The organism is Bacillus sp. FSL K6-2819, assembly GCF_038008305.1.
Lineage (GTDB): Bacteria > Bacillota > Bacilli > Bacillales > Bacillaceae > Bacillus > Bacillus amyloliquefaciens.
The window spans coordinates 377,041-393,441 of record NZ_JBBOYV010000001.1; the positions used below are offsets into that span (position 1 = coordinate 377,041).

Sequence of the window (16,401 nt, forward strand, 5' to 3'; positions counted from 1 at the left end):
GCTGCCTCCTCTTATTCCTGCTTGGTCAGGATGGTTTTAGGATGAAGCCGCATGACTGATACAGACGGCAGTAATGTGGCGATGACGGCAATCGCGATGCCGATACCGCCAAGAATCAGAAGGTCATTCAGCGAGACGTTTACCTGCATCGTGCTGATGACGTCCGTGCTTGATGAATGCCGGCCGAACATACCGCCTCCGCGCGGCATTTCTCCGCCGCCCCAGCCGCTTGCTTGCTGCTGTGAATCATCGGCTGAGCTGACCTGCTGAGAAAGAAGCTGGTTTCCGAGCTGATTCGCTACAAGGCTGCCTGTGACAGATGCGATACCGATGGCGATGACGGCGACCGCCAGTATTTCCGTTAGGAATTGTCCGATGAGCTTCCAGCGTTTTTCGCCGATCGCCATTAAGACACCCATTTCATACTTGCGTTCCCTGATCGACATCATCACGATTAATCCGAGAATGACCGCGCCCGCGATGGATACAAGATACACCACGTTTTTAGAAAACGACGCGACATTTTCAATCGGGCCGACCATTTGCTGATACACCTGATCATTCGTCGTCAGCGTGTACGTTTTATAATCTATGGATGTTTTTTTCGCAGCCGCAACGAATGAGTCAATATATTTGGCATCATCCATGTAATAAACGGCTGAGCTGATTTTGTTTTTGTTGTCAGATCCTTTTAACGCCGCTGCGGCGGTGTAAGGCGTATAGATTTTGTTATCAGGATTTAAGAATGAAAAATGCTGTGCCTGATCATCTCCGGAAGATGTTGTTTTATAGATTCCCACAATTTTAAGCTTCGTTTTCACCGAATCATCTGATGCTGAGGAAACGGTAATGGAGCCGCCGACCTTCAGCTTGTTTTGATCTGCCAGTGTTTTATTGATCACTGCGACTTTTGCGTCCGCATCTGTTTTTGTGATGGCGCGGCCGTCCGTGATTTTTGAGCTGCCGTCCGTGAAATCGTCAAGCAGTGCCGTAGAGAGCACGCCTTCGATCGAAATGTCCGCTGACATCATCTGTCTTCCGCCGCCTTGAAAACGGCTTCCGCCGGAATTGTTATCGGCTGATGCGTCTGAGCTTTCTATCGCGTCAAAGCTTTCTGCGTTTGCTGACGCTGTCGTGAGAAAGTTGTAATTTTTCACGTGCTGTAAAGATGTAAGCTTCTTGGCATCCGAGACGGAAATCGGCGTTGATTCAAACGTCCTTTTTTCACCGTCTTTTTGCTGCTGCGCCATTTGCTTTTGGCGGTCAACCTGGAGTGTGACACTCCCGCCGAGCTGCTGCCTGGCCAGTTCGCTTGATTTCTTTGCCGCTGACTGGATCGTAAGGCCGGACAGGACAAAAATACAAATCACCGAAAACACAATCAGCTGCAATAATGTTTTTCCCTTTTTTGCCTTCATGCTCCAAAAGGCTCTTTTTATAAAATTCATGTCTGTTCCTCCGTGTGGGTGTCAGATCTTGTAAAACCGGCCTTCTTTAGCACCGGTCATCCGATATGTATATAGTAGGAGAAATGTATGAAAAAAATATGAACAAACTATTTCCGGGTGATGAAATAAAAACTAACAATTGTGAAACGGGAAAACATCCGGGTAAAATGGTGCTATTATAAGAAAAAGCTTCAAGATAAGCGGAGGATACAATGAAGATATTAATGATAGAAGACAATATAAGCGTATGCACCATGACGGAAATGTTCTTTTTTAAAGAAGGATTTGAAGCCGAATTTGTCCATGACGGAGTGGAAGGCTATCAGCGGTTTACGGAGGAGGACTGGGATTTGGTCATTCTGGACATTATGCTTCCATCCATGGACGGAGTGACGATCTGCCGGAAAATAAGAGAGACGAGCAGTGTGCCGATTATTATGCTGACCGCAAAGGACACTGAGTCCGATCAGGTAATCGGGTTTGAAATGGGGGCCGACGATTATGTCACTAAGCCGTTCAGCCCGCTGACGCTTGTGGCGCGGATTAAAGCGGTGATCAGAAGATACCGGGCGACGGGGCAGGCCGTAAAAAGCGACGACTTGATCGAAACGGCATGCTTTTCAATTAATAAGAAGACGCGGGAAGTGTTTCTTCACGGAAAATCCGTCGAGAATCTGACGCCGAAGGAATTTGATCTGCTCTTTTATCTCGTACAGAACCCACGCCAGGTCTTCTCAAGAGAACAGCTGCTTGAGCAGGTGTGGGGCTATCAATTTTACGGTGATGAACGTACTGTTGATGTTCATATTAAACGGCTGCGTAAAAAACTGTCCAGTGACGAAAAACCGTTTTTGTACACTGTGTGGGGGGTAGGATACAAATTTGATGAGGATTAAATACTTATATCAGCTGCTGCTGAGCCATGTCAGCATCTTGATTTTGGCCTTTTTCATCATCATTTCCCTGTTTTCGCATTTTGTGAAAGATTTTGCGTATCAAAACAAAGTGGATGAGCTGTCATCCTATGCCCAACAGATCACAAGTGAGCTGAACGGCCGCGATCTTGATCTGCGCCGTTTGTATCCCTATCAGGACATGTTAAAAACGCGCGAGACCCGGTTTATTATTTTTGATGAACATCAGCGGCCTTACTTTTTTCCTGATGATATGCCGCCGCGTGAGAAGCTCAAAAATAAAGAGTGGCACATGCTGAAGCAAGGCAAAACCGTTCAGATCAGAGCGGAGATGAACCGTTTTAATACGGAAGGCTTAGAAGTCTCGCTTGTCGCAAAGCCGCTTTTTATCAACGATCAATTTAAAGGCGCGGTGCTGCTCGTGTCTCCCGTCAGAGGGGTCGAGCAGATGATCAGCCAGGTCAACCGTTATATGTTTTACGCGATCATCAGCACCCTTATCATCACGATACTGTTAAGCTGGCTTCTATCTAAATTACACGTCAAACGGATTCAGACATTGCGGGATGCGACCGGAAAAGTGGCGTCCGGTGATTACGATATATCGCTTAAGAACAGCGGCGGTGATGAAATCGGCATGCTGGCGTCCGATTTCAATACGATGGCCCATAATCTGAAGCAATCGCGAGAACAGATTGACCGCCTTGAAAAGCGGAGGCGCCAATTTATCGCCGATGTTTCTCATGAACTGAGAACGCCATTGACGACCATTAACGGACTTGTGGAGGGACTCAACAGCAACACCATTCCCGAAAAAGATAAAGAGAAATGCTTCTCTCTGATCAGTGAAGAGACGAAGCGGATGCTCAGGCTCGTGAAGGAAAACTTGGATTATGAAAAAATCAGATCTCAGCAAATCAAGCTGGACAAGCTGAGTCTGCCGCTCATCGAAGTGTTTGAAATTATTAAAGAGCATCTCAATCAGCAAGCGGAGGAAAAACAAAATCGGCTCCGGATTCAAGTGGAGGCCGGCGTCAAAGTGTTCGCCGATTATGACAGGCTGATCCAGATTCTCGTCAACATTACGAAAAACAGCATTCAATTTACGCAAAACGGAGACATTACGCTGCGCGGGTATGAAGGCTATAAGGAAACAATTATTGAAATTGAAGACACCGGAATCGGTATTTCCAAAGAAGAAATTGAGCATATATGGGAGCGGTTTTATAAGGCGGACGTGTCACGAACGAATACGGCATACGGTGAATACGGTCTCGGCCTGTCCATCGTGAAGCAGCTCGTCGAACTGCACAAAGGCACGATAGACATTAACAGCGAAAAGGGACAAGGCACAACCTTTACAATCCGCCTTCCGCTGAATACGAAAAATGAATAATCTTGAAACCGGCAGTCTGTTTGGCTGCCGGCTGTTTTATCTTCCCTTCGAAAAATTGCGCTCTGCCGAAACAAAGTTTGCGTGTTTTTCGGGATGGAAAGACACGGAAACGTGATAAAATAACTGGTAAACAGGTCTTGGATGGGGAGGGTGAAGGAATGAAGAGCGGGTTAATTCCTTCTTCAGCAGTCGGGCAGAAGATTAACGAGTGGTACCGATACATAAGAACATTCAGCGTGCCGGATGCAGAGATCTTGAAGGCCGAGATCAAACAAGAGCTTGACCATATGGAGCCTGATTCGAACTTAGTACTTTATTATTCCCTCATGGAATTTCGCCATCAGCTGATGCTGGACTATTTGGAGCCGCTGGAGAAATTGAAAATAGAAGACCAGCCGACCCTGTCGGAAATTCTCGATAACATAGATAACAGCCAGGCCGGGCTCAAAGGGCTTCTCGATTATTACGTCAACTTTTTCAAAGGCATGTTTGAATTTGATAAAAGAGAATTTATATCAGCGATCACGTATTATAAACAGGCTGAGAAAAAATTGGCCTTCGTATCGGACCACGTGGAGCGCGCGGAGTTTTATTTTAAAGTGGCCGAAGCTTATTATCATATGAAACAAACGTATTTTTCTTTGATACATATAAAAAATGCTTATGAAATTTACGTAGAGCAGGACACATACAACGTCCGGATCATTCAATGCCATTTTGTGTTCGGCGTCAATTTAATGGATGAAAGACGTTTTGAACAGGCGGCCAAACATTTTCAGCACGCTCTGCAAATGGCCGAAAAAGAACAAAAAGCGCAGCTTGTCGGGAGGGCGCTGTATAACCTCGGACTGTGCTACTACAATCAGAACCGCATCGATGAAGCCATACCGTACTTTGAACGGGCAGTTGATACATTTGAATCACAAAGAATCGTCAATTCTCTCCCTCAGGCATATTTTCTAATCACACTCATTTACTTTAAACTCGGAAAAAAAGATAAAGCATCGGAATATCACAAGCGGGGATATGAATATGCTAAAGAAACAGACGATCCCGTTTACACGGTAAAATTCGAATGGCTGCAGGCTCTGTATCAGGCGAAACCGGATGAGGAAAAAATCAGCGCATGTTTCCGTTACCTCGAAGATAAAAATTTATACGCCGATATAGAGGATTTAGCACTAGAAGCAGCTAAATATTACTATGAACAAAATTGCTTTAAAATTTCTTCTGACTATTTTCTGAAAGTCGAAGAGGCAAGGAAACAAATACAAAGGAGTGAGGGTTTGTATGAAATTGAAATCTAAATGGTTTGTTATTTGTTTAGCAGCCGCCGCGATTTTTACAGCTGCAGGTGTAAGCCAGACAGATCAGGCTGAATTCCATGTGGCTGAAAGAGGAATGACGTGAGAAGAAAATAACTGAACAAAGGAAAAGACTGCCTGAGAATGATCGCGGCAGTCTTTTTTGTGTGTCCGGATTTGGGCAGCGGCGGAAAACAAAAAGAAAACGCCGCAGGTCAAAACCCGCAGCGTCTTCATATAGACGGAGTGATGTTTAGTAACCGCCGACGAAGGCAGTACCTACAATTACTAACAGGATAAATAAAACAACGATCAAAGCGAAAGAGCTGATTCCGCCACCTGAGTATCCCATCATTTGCTTCACCTCCATATTGTCTATACCATACAATATGTTTCAGAAGCTGTTCTGTAAGGGATATTAGTGGACAAGAGAAAAAAGAGGCTGTTTCCTATGAGAGTAAGACCCCGGCGAAAAATTCGTCATACAGTGCCCGCACCGCGTGTTTTTCCTGTTCTTCTTTCACTCCGAACATCATACTGACTTCCGATGACCCCTGATTGATCATCTCGATGTTGACGCCGGCTCCCGACAGCGCTTTGGATGCCCTGGCGGTTGTGCCGACATTATGGCGCATCGCTTCCCCGACGACCATAATCAGCGCCAGATTGTGCCTGACAGTGACTTCATCAGCTTGAAGTTCCTGCTTCAGACGGGTGACGAGCTTCTGTTCCAGTTCCGAATCCATCTGATTGTGCCGAAGAATGATCGTGATATCGTCAATGCCGGATGGAACGTGTTCATACGTCAATCCTTCTTCCTCCAAAATATGAAGGGCTTTGCGGCCGAAACCGATTTCCCGGTTCATTAAATATTTGCTTATGTAAATGCTGCAAAAGCCCGTGTCGCTTGCGATGCCGATGACCGGCCCGTTCGTGTTGTCACGGCTGCTGACGACGCGCGTTCCTTTCGCATCGGGATTGTTCGTGTTTTTAATCTGAACAGGGATGCCGGCACGAAATGCGGGAATAAGCGCTTCATCATGAAAAACGGAAAACCCGGCATAGGAGAGCTCACGCATTTCCCGATACGTCAGTTCGTTAATTTCTTTCGGGTGCGGCACGATTGACGGATTGACGGAATAGACGGCGTCCACATCGGTAAAGTTCTCATACAGGTCGGCTTTTAGGCCGTTGGCGAGAATGGAGCCTGTAATATCTGAACCGCTCCGGGAAAACGTCACAATCTCATGCTCCTTCGTATATCCGAAAAATCCCGGAAAAATGATCAATCCTTCGCGGTTTCTCAGACGGTATAAATGATCATAAGACTCAGGAAGCACCTGCGCGCTGCCGGGCTCATTCGTCACAAACAGCCCCGCTTCTTTCGGGTTTACGTATTCCGCTTTCACGCCCTGCCTGCGGAAGTAGGCTGCGATCAGCTTCGCGTTATTGTCTTCGCCGCTCGCTTTCACCGCATCCATATACCGGTCGAGATTGGTTTTGCAGCTGTTTAAGAGAGCGAATAAGTCACGACGGATTCTTTCTATAATAGAGAAATCCAGATCCAGCTCGCGCGCGATGGCGGCGTACCGCTCAATGACCGTTTCGGCAAGCTCGGGCGCTGCTCCTTTTTGCAAATAATGCTCCGCACAGCGGATTAACAGATCCGTCACCTTTGTATCGTTCGAGAAGCGTTTTCCTGGCGCCGATACGACGACGGCTTTCCGCGCGGGATCGGCCGTCACGATTTGAAACACTTTCTCAAGCTGGGCTCCTGACGCTAGGGAGCTGCCTCCGAATTTTACAACTTTCATGATTTACATCCCCTAATGTTTAAATTTTCTCACAAATTTAATTTTTATTATCTCTCTTTCGAACATGTAAATCAAGGATTTTTTCTTCTCGATGAGTACATTTGTATTTATGGAGAGGAATTCAGCTGCTTTCTGTCAGATTTGCTTCCTCAAAGCGTGTAATCACGTGTGAAAAATGATAAGCCTCCAAATGTAGGTTATAGAAAATCCTGCAAATTATTGATAGACTGATTGTAAGACAATTTAGTGTACGGCCCGCGGATGACCGCTTTTGAAGCAAAACCGTATTGACTGCGCTTGGAAAGATGATAAGATTATAGTTGTCGTTGATAATGATAATCATTACGAGTGGGGATATATGGGAGTTGTTTGGCAATGAGTCATACCGTTTGTGATGGGTTCAGGGAGGCAGCATGAAGCTACGTTACTTACTTTTGTTACTGGCGGTATTGGCGTGTACTTCTATTTTTATCGGGGTAGAAGATTTGTCGCCGCTGGATATTTTTCATTTAAATAAAGAACAGGCAAGTACATTATTTGAAAGCCGGCTGCCGCGTCTGGCGAGCATTATTATTGCCGGCATGAGCCTGAGCATCTGCGGATTAATTATGCAGCAGATCAGCCGGAATAAATTTGTATCGCCGACGACTGCGGGAACGATGGACTGGGCGAGGCTCGGAATTTTGATTTCATTAATGCTTTTTACGTCAGCGAGTCCGCTTGTGAAAATGTCAATCGCTTTTATTTTCGCGTTGGCGGGAAATTTCCTTTTCATGAAAATCCTCGAGAGAATCAAGTTTAATGATGCGATTTTTATTCCTCTCGTCGGTTTAATGCTTGGGAATATCGTCAGCTCAATCGCCACGTTTATCGCATATAAATACGATCTGATCCAAAACCTGTCGTCTTGGCTTCAGGGGGATTTCTCATTGGTCGTTAAAGGCCGCTACGAGCTTTTATACCTGAGTATCCCGCTGGTGATCATCGCTTATGTGTATGCGGATAAGTTTACGGTGGCTGGAATGGGAGAGAGCTTTTCCGTCAATCTCGGCCTGAAATACAAACGCGTCGTCAATATCGGTCTGATCATTGTGTCGCTTATCGCTTCACTTGTGATTTTGACCGTCGGGATGCTGCCGTTTCTCGGTTTGATCATTCCGAATATGGTGTCGATCTACAAAGGGGACAACCTGAGGAGCAGCCTGCCTCACACAGCTCTGTTAGGTGCTGTTTTTGTGCTGTTTTGCGACATTTTGGGAAGGGTGATCATATTCCCGTACGAAATTTCCATCGGCCTGATGGTCGGTGTGATCGGCAGCGGCATCTTCCTGTATATGCTGTTAAGGAGAAAAGCATATGAGTCATAATAAAAAAATTACGCTGCTGGCGGCGCTCGCCATTATATGTATCGGATTCTTTCTGTTCTACGGATTGGGCAATTGGGAATACTCCCTGCCGAGACGATGCTTCAAAGTGCTTGCCATGATGCTCACCGGAGGAGCGATCGCATTTTCAACGGTCATCTTCCAGACGATTACAAATAACCGCATACTGACACCGGGCATTTTAGGCCTCGATTCCCTGTATATGCTCATTCAGACCGTCATCGTGTTCCTGTTCGGTTCAATGAATATCGTCATGATGAACAAAAACCTTAATTTCGTCATCTCCGTCGGGCTGATGGTGCTCTTGTCACTCGTTTTGTATCAGCTCATGTTTAAAGGCGAGGGGCGGAACGTGTTTTTCCTTCTGCTTGTCGGCGTCGTGTTCGGCACGCTGTTCAACAGTCTGTCATCGTTTATGCAGATGCTGATTGATCCGAATGAGTTCCAGGTTGTTCAGGACAAAATGTTTGCCAGCTTTAACAATATCAACACCGATCTTTTAGGATTCGCCGGTGCTGTCTTTCTTCTGACAGGCATTTATGTCTGGCGGTTCACGCGGTTCTTTGACGTGCTGTCGCTCGGCCGGGAACACGCCGTCAACCTTGGGATTGATTACGATAAGCTTGTGAAACAGATGCTCATTGTCGTCGCTATACTTGTGTCCGTCTCTACGGCTCTTGTCGGGCCGATCATGTTTTTAGGGCTGCTTGTCGTCAATCTGGCGAGAGAGTTTTTAAAAACCTACAGGCACACGTATTTAATTGCGGGTTCTGTTCTGATCAGCATTGTTGCGCTTGTCGGAGGCCAGTTCGTCGTGGAGAAAGTGTTCACGTTTTCCACAACGCTGAGCGTCATCATTAATTTTGCCGGCGGGATTTATTTCATCTATTTGCTGTTAAAGGAGAATAAATCATGGTAGAGGTCAAAAATGTAAGCAAACAATACGGCGGGAAAGTCGTCCTTGAGAAAACGTCTCTTTCCATTCAAAAGGGCAGGCTCACCTCGTTTATCGGTCCGAACGGCGCGGGAAAAAGCACGCTGCTGTCTATCATGAGCCGGCTGATTAAGACGGATTCCGGAGAAATCACGGTTGACGGACAAGAGATCGGGTCTTGCAAAAGCAATGATCTGGCGAAAAAAATCAGCATCCTGAAACAGACAAATCAAATCAATATCAGGCTGACGATTAAAGACCTGGTCAGCTTCGGACGATTTCCTTATTCTCAAGGAAAACTGACGGATGAGGATTGGGTGCATATCAACCAGGCACTCAGTTATATGAAGCTTGATGACTTAAAGGATAAATATCTCGATCAGCTCAGCGGAGGACAGTGCCAGAGGGCGTTTATCGCGATGATCATCGCTCAGGATACCGACTATATTTTTCTCGATGAGCCGCTGAACAATTTAGATATGAAGCATTCCGTTGAAATGATGAAGCTGTTGAAGCGGCTTGTGGAAGACTTCGGAAAAACGGTCGTCGTAGTGATTCACGATATCAACTTCGCATCAGTATATTCAGACCATATCGTTGCTTTGAAAAACGGCCGGATCGTCAAAGAAGGGCCGGCGGAGGAGATTATTGAAACCTCTGTGCTTGAAGAGATTTATGATATGACCATCCCGATTCAAGAGATTGACAGTCAGCGGATCGGTGTGTATTTTTCTTAAAAACCAGATGAGGTGAAAGTCATGAAAAAATTCGCATTGCTTTTCATTGCGCTCGTTACGATTTTTGTTGTTTCTGCATGCGGAAACGGAAACGGGGACAAAACATCAGGCAAATCAAAAGAAACAATCACGATTAAGGATGACCTGAACAAAGAAGGAGTCAAAGTGCCGAAGAATCCGAAGAAAGTCGTCGTATTCAACTTCGGAATGCTGGATACGATGGATGAACTCGGTTTACAGGATCATGTCGCGGGACTTCCGAAACAAAGCATTCCAAAATACTTATCTTCATACAAAAGTGATAAATACGCCAATACAGGCGGTTTAAAAGAACCGGATTTCGAAAAAGTCGCGGATATTGATCCGGATTTAATCATTATCGCTCACAGACAATCTGATTCTTACAAAGAGTTCTCAAAAATCGCGCCGACGATTTATCTTGATGATGACTATACAAACTACTTTGACAGATTCAAGCATAACACCGAAGTGATCGGCAAAATTTTCAACAAAGAAAATGAAGTGAAAGATAAGCTTGCGAAAATTGACAAATCCATTGCTGATCTGAAGAAAAAGACAAGCAGCACGGATAAAAACGGTTTAGTGGTGATGGCGAACGACGGGAAAATCAGCGCGTTCGGATCTAAATCAAGATACGGCTTCATTCATGATGTGTTCGGCGTCAAACCGGCTGACAAAAACATCGAAGCATCACTGCACGGACAAAGCATTTCCTATGAATATATCGCCAAAACAAACCCTGATTACTTGTTTGTCGTTGACCGCGGAACAGCGATCGGCTCAAAATCTTCAACAAAACAAGTGGTTGAAAATGATTATGTGAAATCGGTGAAAGCCGTGAAAAACAACCATGTTGTATACCTTGACTCAGCTACATGGTACTTATCAGGAGGCGGCCTGGAATCCATGGCGCAAATGGTGAAAGAAGTAAAAAACGGAATTGAGAAGTAAAAAAGAACCCGGTCACACAAGTGATCGGGTTCTTTTTCGTTTAGCGCGTGACGGCCTGCTGCTGCTCGGGCTGACGCGGTTTTTTCTTCAAAGTAAAAGATAGCAGGAATCCGGCCAGCGCGATGCAGGCAGCTACGACAAATGCCGCATTCATGCCGTGCAGGGCGGCGTTTGCCGGAGACGACGCATTTGCGTGCGCGGCCTGGCTGCTCATAACGGAAACAAGCAGCGCCGTACCGATAGAACCGCCGACTTGGCGGACGGTATTGTTCATGGCTGTTCCGTGCGGGATTAAGTGGCGCGGCAGGGCGTTGATTCCCGCTGTCGTCACCGGCATCATAATCATGGCTGTTCCTAAAAGCCGCGCGGTGTAAACGACGACAATCCAAATGAGAGAAGTCGAGTCTGTCAGATTCATAAACGGCAGGGACGTGAGCAGGATAATGAAGAATCCGGTCATCGCAAGGCCCTTTCCGCCGATTTTATCAAAAATCCGGCCGATAAACGGAGACATCATTCCCATCACAATTGCGCCCGGCAAAAGCATTAATCCGGTATCAAACGCGGATACGCCGCGGACCTTTTGCGTGTAGAGCGGAAGAATGGTTTCCGTACCGATCAGCAGCGCGAAAACAAGCGTGCCGAGCAGGGTGGTCAGGCTGAAAATCCCGAAGGAAAACACGCGGAATTCCAGCATCGGTTTTTTGAGCTTGATCTGTCTTGCGATAAAGAAAATCAGCGCGACCGCTCCGACAAGCAGCGAGGTCAGCACTTCAGTACTGGTCCATCCTGATGAGCCGGCGCTTGAGAAACCGTAAAGCAGACCGCCGAATCCGAGTGTCGATAAGATCACGGATAAAATATCAATCTGTGTTTTTCGTAATGTCGTGACGTTTTTCATCAGAATAATTGCTAAAAGCAAATCGATGACTGCGATCGGAAAGATAATATAAAACAAAGACCGCCAAGAGAATGCTTCGACCGCCCATCCGGAAAGCGTCGGGCCGATCGCCGGCGCGAACGAAATAACCAAGCCGACCATTCCCATCGCGCGGCCGCGTTTTTCCATTGGGAAAATCGTGAGAAATACCGTCTGCATGAGCGGCAGCATAATTCCGGCACCGGCCGCCTGGATAATCCGGGCCGTTAATAATACCGGAAAGTTCGGGGCGAATGCGCCGACAATGGTGCCCGCTGTGAAAATACTCATGGCGGAAATCAAGAGGGTGCGGCTGGTGAATTTCTCTATTAAAAATGCGGAAATCGGAATCAAAATCCCGTTTGTCAGCATAAACGACGTTGTCAGCCATTGCGCTTTGTTGGCGTCTATATTGAAGTCATTCATAATATGAGGCAGCGCCGTGATAAGCAGTGTCTGGTTCAAAATGGCGACGAACGCTCCCGCCAAAAGAATCCCGACAATGACAGAGCGGTTGTATGGTGCAGTTTCAATACTCTTATTCAAGCTGATTCCTTCTTTCTTTATAGTTTGAGCAATGTTTTAACGGCTGCAAGCGGCTGGTGCAGCGGTCCGGCCTGTTCCAAATAACCGATGAGCGCTTTTAAGAGGAAATCCCGCGGCTGTTTGTCCGCTGATTCTTTCTCCAGCATGGATGCCGCGGAGGCGAGCCCTGCGGCATCGTATTTTTCCTCCGGAAGAGCTGAGACGGCTTCTTTCAGCTCTTTCAGGCTTTCAGCCAGCAATACGGTTTTGCCTTTCGGCTCAAATGAGGAAGCGGAGGCGATATAAAGGTCAATCATCTCCTGAGGCAAAGCGGTTTCGGTTTTCCTGTTTTCAACGATGAGATTGAGGTGGCGGATGATAAACTCCGTGAGCGGCTCCAGGGCGAGCGGTTCTTTTTCCAGCTTAATCAGCGTGATGCATTCTCTCAAAAGCCCCTGAAGGACAATAACCAGCTCCCATACATAAGGAATGATCTCTTCGCCGTACGTCTGAATCAGTGAATCTCGATGCCAGCAGATAAAGATGGAGCGGGCCCTGTGAATATGCCGTTTTACCCGTTCATTAATAGAGGAAGGGCTTCCGTACATCAGCATGTTAAAGAACTGCTGATTGCGCCTGAAACCCTCAAGCTCAGCCATCAGTTTTTTGGCAAACCGTTCTTCAGGGGACAGGCTTGTTTCTTCATTTAATAATGAGGCAGCCGCTACCATCTGTTTCTGGTTAAAATCAAGCAGCTCCAAGAGCAGATCTTCCTTTGATTCAAACAGCTTATATAAAGATGCTTTGGAGACTTTGCACTCCTCGGCAATCGCCTGCATCGAAACCGACGAAAAACTTTTCTCAGAAAAAAGCTTTCTTGCCGCCAGCAGAATATCCGTTTTCTTATCATTCATAAGCCCAGATTCCTTCTTTCGTCACAATAGAAAACCCATCGGTTCACAGAAAACCAATGAGTATATGATGAAAATATTAACAAAAATTTTTACACAGTGTCAACGCTTTTGTTTGCGAAAAAGAAAAAGCCTGCCGGAGTGTTTCCGGCAGGCTGATGCGCTTATTTATCCGTCTTAAACCCTTGTTTTTCAAGCATTTCACGAATGTGAGGATAATAAAGCTGTTTATAGTAGGAGGTGATGCCTTGTGACCAGTTTCTTGTTTCCTGTCCGCCGGTGCGGTTTTGCATGTATTCGGACATCTGCTTGTCATAGGCCTCAATATGTGTTCTTAAACCTTCCTCTTGATACGTTTCATGATGAAGAACGGCTGCTTGCGGCAGACGCGGTTTTTTCGCGGAGCGGTCTGCCGGATGGCCGATGACGAGACCGGAAACCGGGAAAACGTATTTCGGAAGTTTCAGCAATTCAATCAGTTCATCCGGCTTGCCGCGCACGGCGCCGATCGGCACAGTGCCGAGTCCCATTGATTCAGCCGCAGCTGTTGCCGTACCGAGCGCAATCCCGACATCAACGGCTCCGACAAGAACGGACTCTAAACCGTTCGTTACCTCAAGCGGTGTATCATTATATTCTTCAAGCGCAATTTTGGCACGGTTAAAATCAGCGCAGAATAATAAGAAAACCGGCGCTTGGTCAATCCACGGCTGGCCGCCAGCCAATTCGGATATTTTTTTCTTTCGTTCTTTATCCTTCACCGCAATAACGGTAAATTGCTGGCCGTTAATGGAGGTCGGCGCTGCTTGAGCCGCTTGGATGATAAGATCCAGCTGTTCATCTGATACGGGCTCATCGGTGTAGCTCCGGATGGAACGGTGGTCTGTTAATATTTGAAGGACTTCGTTCATGTCATTCATCCTTTCGTTACTCTGATAGCTCTGTGCGTACGACATCAAGCGGCGCACTCAGCAGGTCTTTGGCTTTTGCCACGAATCCTTGGAAATGGTCAGTGGCGTTGTGGGATTTCATCGCTTCTTCATCTTTCCATTGCTCAAGCATGACGAAAGTATTTTCCTCACCGATCTTTTCGAAAAGGTCGTATTGCACATTTCCTTCTTCCGCGCGTGAATGCTGAACAAGTGATTGCGCTTCTCCTAAAAATTCCTCGCGTTTATCCGCTTTTACTTTCATGTAGGCCTGTAAAACGATCATTGTTATTCCTCCTGATTGGGTTTATTTGTTATAGTTCGAATATTATCGAACTAACTGTAACATGTATCGCCGCGCAAGGTAAAGAAAAAACCCTTACGGCCTAAATTGTCACCCGCCGCTTATATGTGTTACATTTGACTCATGAACATTCCAAACCATCCTGAAACCGCCCGCTTACAGCTGACAAAGGTTCTTCATGCTCTGAGTGATCCGCTCCGTTTAGAGCTGGTCAAACAGTTGGCGGAAACAACAGAAAAAACGTGCAGCACATGTGCTGATGTCCGGGTCGCCAAATCAACGCTGTCCCATCACTTCAAAGTGCTGCGGGAGGCGGGGGTCGCCCAAGTGCGCATAGACGGAAAGCACCGTTATTATTCCCTGCGCAAAGATGATTTACAAGAGGCGTTTCCCGGCCTGCTGGAGGCGATTTTACAGACAGAGCCGGACCGCTGGTAACTAAATCCCCGAATTCCGGGGGTTTTTTTATGCGCCGAAAACCGCCCGGTACAGCCTTGTAACGCCTTCTTGAATCTCTTTCTCCTTCAGACGGGCGAATCCCAGGATGAGCTGAGGTTTGTTTGATTCGCCGCCCGCTTTCAGGCGGAACCGGCTCATCGCAAACAGGTCGAGCTGTTCCGCATCCGCCCGTGCCAATATCTCTTTTTCTGAACGGGGGCAGTCAAACTCAATGACAAAATGAAGGCCCGCATTGGCGCCCTTTACATTGATTCTTTCTCCGAATGTTTCTTCCAGGGCCGAAATGAGACGCTCACGCATGTTCTTATAATGCTGCTTCATCTTCTTAATATGTTTCTGATATTCACCTGAATCGATAAATTCTTTAAGCGCCAGCTGGCCAAGCGTGCTGCACGTATGCAGGTCATACGTTCTTTCTTTGAACGCCCGCAAAAGTCCGGGCGGCAGAACCATGTAGCTGATGCGCAGGCCGGGGAAAAGGGATTTTGAAAAGGTCCCCATGTAGATGACGTTTTGAAACCGGTCAAGGCTTTGAAGCGCCGGTATCGTGTCGGCGTCATATTTAAATTCACTGTCATAGTCATCTTCTATAATGAAGCGGCCGTCCTGTTCGGCGGCCCAGTTTAAAAGCTGAATCCGCCGGGAAGCGGGCATGATCACACCTGAGGGAAATTGATGGGACGGCGTGGTGATCAATACACAGGGCCGCTGCTTTTCGATTTCGGCCATAGACATGCCTTTTTCATCAAGGCTGACCGTCGCCGTCTTTTTCCCGAGGTTTTGCAGCAGCCGGTACATCCTCATATATCCCGGGTTCTCCATGGCGTACAGCGCGTCTTTTGGCAGCAGTTCCGTCAGCAGCTGCATCAGCATTTGCGTACCCGCCCCGAGCACGATTTGCTCCGGCCGGCATGTGACGCCCCTTGTCAGAGAAATAAGCCTTGAGATTGTTTCCCGGACTTCATATAAGCCTTGCGGATGGACGAGTTCACCAAGCGTATGAAATGAACGGGCGGCTGCTTTCTGCTCACAGCGAAACCAGCTTTTCAGGGGGAAATGAGCCGTATCCACGCTCATATGTGAAAACGAAATCCAGCCGCTTTTGTCCGGTTCCCGTTCTCTCAAATCGTCAGGCAATAAGAGCGACGGCGCTTCTTCGTGATAAAACGTATCAATTTCCTCAACGAAAAAGCCTTTTCTTTCGACTGCATATAAATAACCTTCCGAAAGCAGCTGCTGATAAGCCGAATTCACTGAATTCACGCTGACCTTCAGCGTCTCGGCAAGCTCCCGTTTAGACGGCACCTTTGTGTGAGGCATCAGGCTGCGCTTCAAAACGGCCGCTTTTACGTGCTGGTAGATCTGCTGATAGATATAATCCGCCGTTTCCGAATGATCAATGGAAATTGTCAGCATACAGACCCTGACCCCTTTCTGATACCATGGATAA

The 16,401-nt window shown here is 46.9% G+C and carries 17 protein-coding genes; 9 read left to right on the forward strand and 8 right to left on the reverse strand.

All coding sequences use genetic code 11. The annotated features are described in order from the left end of the window. Window positions 1-11: 11 nt before the first annotated feature. Window positions 12-1,448: an ABC transporter permease gene (locus MHH91_RS01925; protein ID WP_013351001.1), complete on the reverse strand. Its 1,437-nt coding sequence runs from the start codon at window positions 1,446-1,448 to the stop codon at window positions 12-14. 212 nt (window positions 1,449-1,660) lie between these two features. Between MHH91_RS01925 and MHH91_RS01930 the strand changes: the two genes are divergently transcribed. From MHH91_RS01930 to MHH91_RS01945, 4 genes are all read left to right on the forward strand, one after another. Continuing rightward, the gene (locus MHH91_RS01930) at window positions 1,661-2,344 is read left to right on the forward strand and encodes a response regulator transcription factor (RefSeq protein WP_013351002.1); all 684 of its coding nucleotides are present in this window, start codon (window positions 1,661-1,663) and stop codon (window positions 2,342-2,344) included. Continuing rightward, entirely contained in the window at window positions 2,331-3,758 is a 1,428-nt protein-coding gene (locus MHH91_RS01935; RefSeq protein ID WP_161988189.1) for a sensor histidine kinase, read from the forward strand. The genes MHH91_RS01930 and MHH91_RS01935 overlap by 14 nt, the downstream gene beginning before the upstream one ends. A gap of 158 nt (window positions 3,759-3,916) precedes the next feature. After that, complete coding sequence (locus MHH91_RS01940; RefSeq protein ID WP_013351004.1) at window positions 3,917-5,065, forward strand: response regulator aspartate phosphatase; 1,149 nt, start codon at window positions 3,917-3,919, stop codon at window positions 5,063-5,065. Continuing rightward, on the forward strand, window positions 5,049-5,168 hold the full coding sequence (locus MHH91_RS01945) for a PhrC/PhrF family phosphatase-inhibitory pheromone (protein WP_013351005.1): 120 nt from the start codon (window positions 5,049-5,051) through the stop codon (window positions 5,166-5,168). Before MHH91_RS01940 ends, MHH91_RS01945 begins: the two co-directional genes overlap by 17 nt. Window positions 5,169-5,315: 147 nt before the next feature. Here the strand turns inward: MHH91_RS01945 and MHH91_RS01950 are convergent, their stop codons facing one another. Both MHH91_RS01950 and MHH91_RS01955 read right to left on the reverse strand, forming a co-directional pair. Beyond that, entirely contained in the window at window positions 5,316-5,417 is a 102-nt protein-coding gene (locus MHH91_RS01950; RefSeq protein WP_013351006.1) for a YjcZ family sporulation protein, read from the reverse strand. Window positions 5,418-5,511: 94 nt separating this feature from the next. Continuing rightward, on the reverse strand, window positions 5,512-6,876 hold the full coding sequence (locus tag MHH91_RS01955) for an aspartate kinase (protein WP_014471434.1): 1,365 nt from the start codon (window positions 6,874-6,876) through the stop codon (window positions 5,512-5,514). Window positions 6,877-7,289: 413 nt separating this feature from the next. Between MHH91_RS01955 and MHH91_RS01960 the strand changes: the two genes are divergently transcribed. Genes MHH91_RS01960 through MHH91_RS01975 form a run of 4 tightly spaced genes read left to right on the forward strand, consistent with a single transcriptional unit; the run spans window position 7,290 to window position 10,904 of the window. After that, complete coding sequence (locus MHH91_RS01960; protein ID WP_013351008.1) at window positions 7,290-8,243, forward strand: ABC transporter permease; 954 nt, start codon at window positions 7,290-7,292, stop codon at window positions 8,241-8,243. Then, window positions 8,233-9,180 (forward strand): iron chelate uptake ABC transporter family permease subunit, encoded by a 948-nt coding sequence (locus MHH91_RS01965; RefSeq protein ID WP_003156331.1) that lies wholly within the window; start codon window positions 8,233-8,235, stop codon window positions 9,178-9,180. The genes MHH91_RS01960 and MHH91_RS01965 overlap by 11 nt, the downstream gene beginning before the upstream one ends. Further along, the gene (locus MHH91_RS01970) at window positions 9,174-9,932 is read left to right on the forward strand and encodes an iron ABC transporter ATP-binding protein (RefSeq protein WP_013351009.1); all 759 of its coding nucleotides are present in this window, start codon (window positions 9,174-9,176) and stop codon (window positions 9,930-9,932) included. The genes MHH91_RS01965 and MHH91_RS01970 overlap by 7 nt, the downstream gene beginning before the upstream one ends. A gap of 21 nt (window positions 9,933-9,953) precedes the next feature. Then, entirely contained in the window at window positions 9,954-10,904 is a 951-nt protein-coding gene (locus MHH91_RS01975) for a siderophore ABC transporter substrate-binding protein (RefSeq protein ID WP_014471436.1), read from the forward strand. Window positions 10,905-10,944: 40 nt separating this feature from the next. Here the strand turns inward: MHH91_RS01975 and MHH91_RS01980 are convergent, their stop codons facing one another. The 4 genes from MHH91_RS01980 to MHH91_RS01995 form a co-directional block, all read right to left on the reverse strand. After that, the gene (locus MHH91_RS01980; RefSeq protein WP_014469749.1) at window positions 10,945-12,369 is read right to left on the reverse strand and encodes an MDR family MFS transporter; all 1,425 of its coding nucleotides are present in this window, start codon (window positions 12,367-12,369) and stop codon (window positions 10,945-10,947) included. A 17-nt stretch (window positions 12,370-12,386) separates the two neighbouring features. Further along, window positions 12,387-13,262: a TetR/AcrR family transcriptional regulator gene (locus tag MHH91_RS01985; RefSeq protein ID WP_013351012.1), complete on the reverse strand. Its 876-nt coding sequence runs from the start codon at window positions 13,260-13,262 to the stop codon at window positions 12,387-12,389. 161 nt (window positions 13,263-13,423) lie between these two features. After that, window positions 13,424-14,170: an oxygen-insensitive NADPH nitroreductase gene (gene nfsA, locus MHH91_RS01990; protein WP_013351013.1), complete on the reverse strand. Its 747-nt coding sequence runs from the start codon at window positions 14,168-14,170 to the stop codon at window positions 13,424-13,426. 16 nt (window positions 14,171-14,186) lie between these two features. Beyond that, on the reverse strand, window positions 14,187-14,474 hold the full coding sequence (locus MHH91_RS01995; RefSeq protein ID WP_013351014.1) for a putative quinol monooxygenase: 288 nt from the start codon (window positions 14,472-14,474) through the stop codon (window positions 14,187-14,189). Between the two features lie 141 nt (window positions 14,475-14,615). Here MHH91_RS01995 and MHH91_RS02000 point away from each other — a divergent pair, with 141 nt between their 5' ends. Beyond that, window positions 14,616-14,930 (forward strand): ArsR/SmtB family transcription factor, encoded by a 315-nt coding sequence (locus MHH91_RS02000; RefSeq protein WP_013351015.1) that lies wholly within the window; start codon window positions 14,616-14,618, stop codon window positions 14,928-14,930. A gap of 27 nt (window positions 14,931-14,957) precedes the next feature. Here the strand turns inward: MHH91_RS02000 and gabR are convergent, their stop codons facing one another. Further along, on the reverse strand, window positions 14,958-16,367 hold the full coding sequence (gene gabR, locus MHH91_RS02005) for a MocR-like transcriptional regulator GabR (protein ID WP_013351016.1): 1,410 nt from the start codon (window positions 16,365-16,367) through the stop codon (window positions 14,958-14,960). Between the last annotated feature and the right edge of the window lie 34 nt (window positions 16,368-16,401).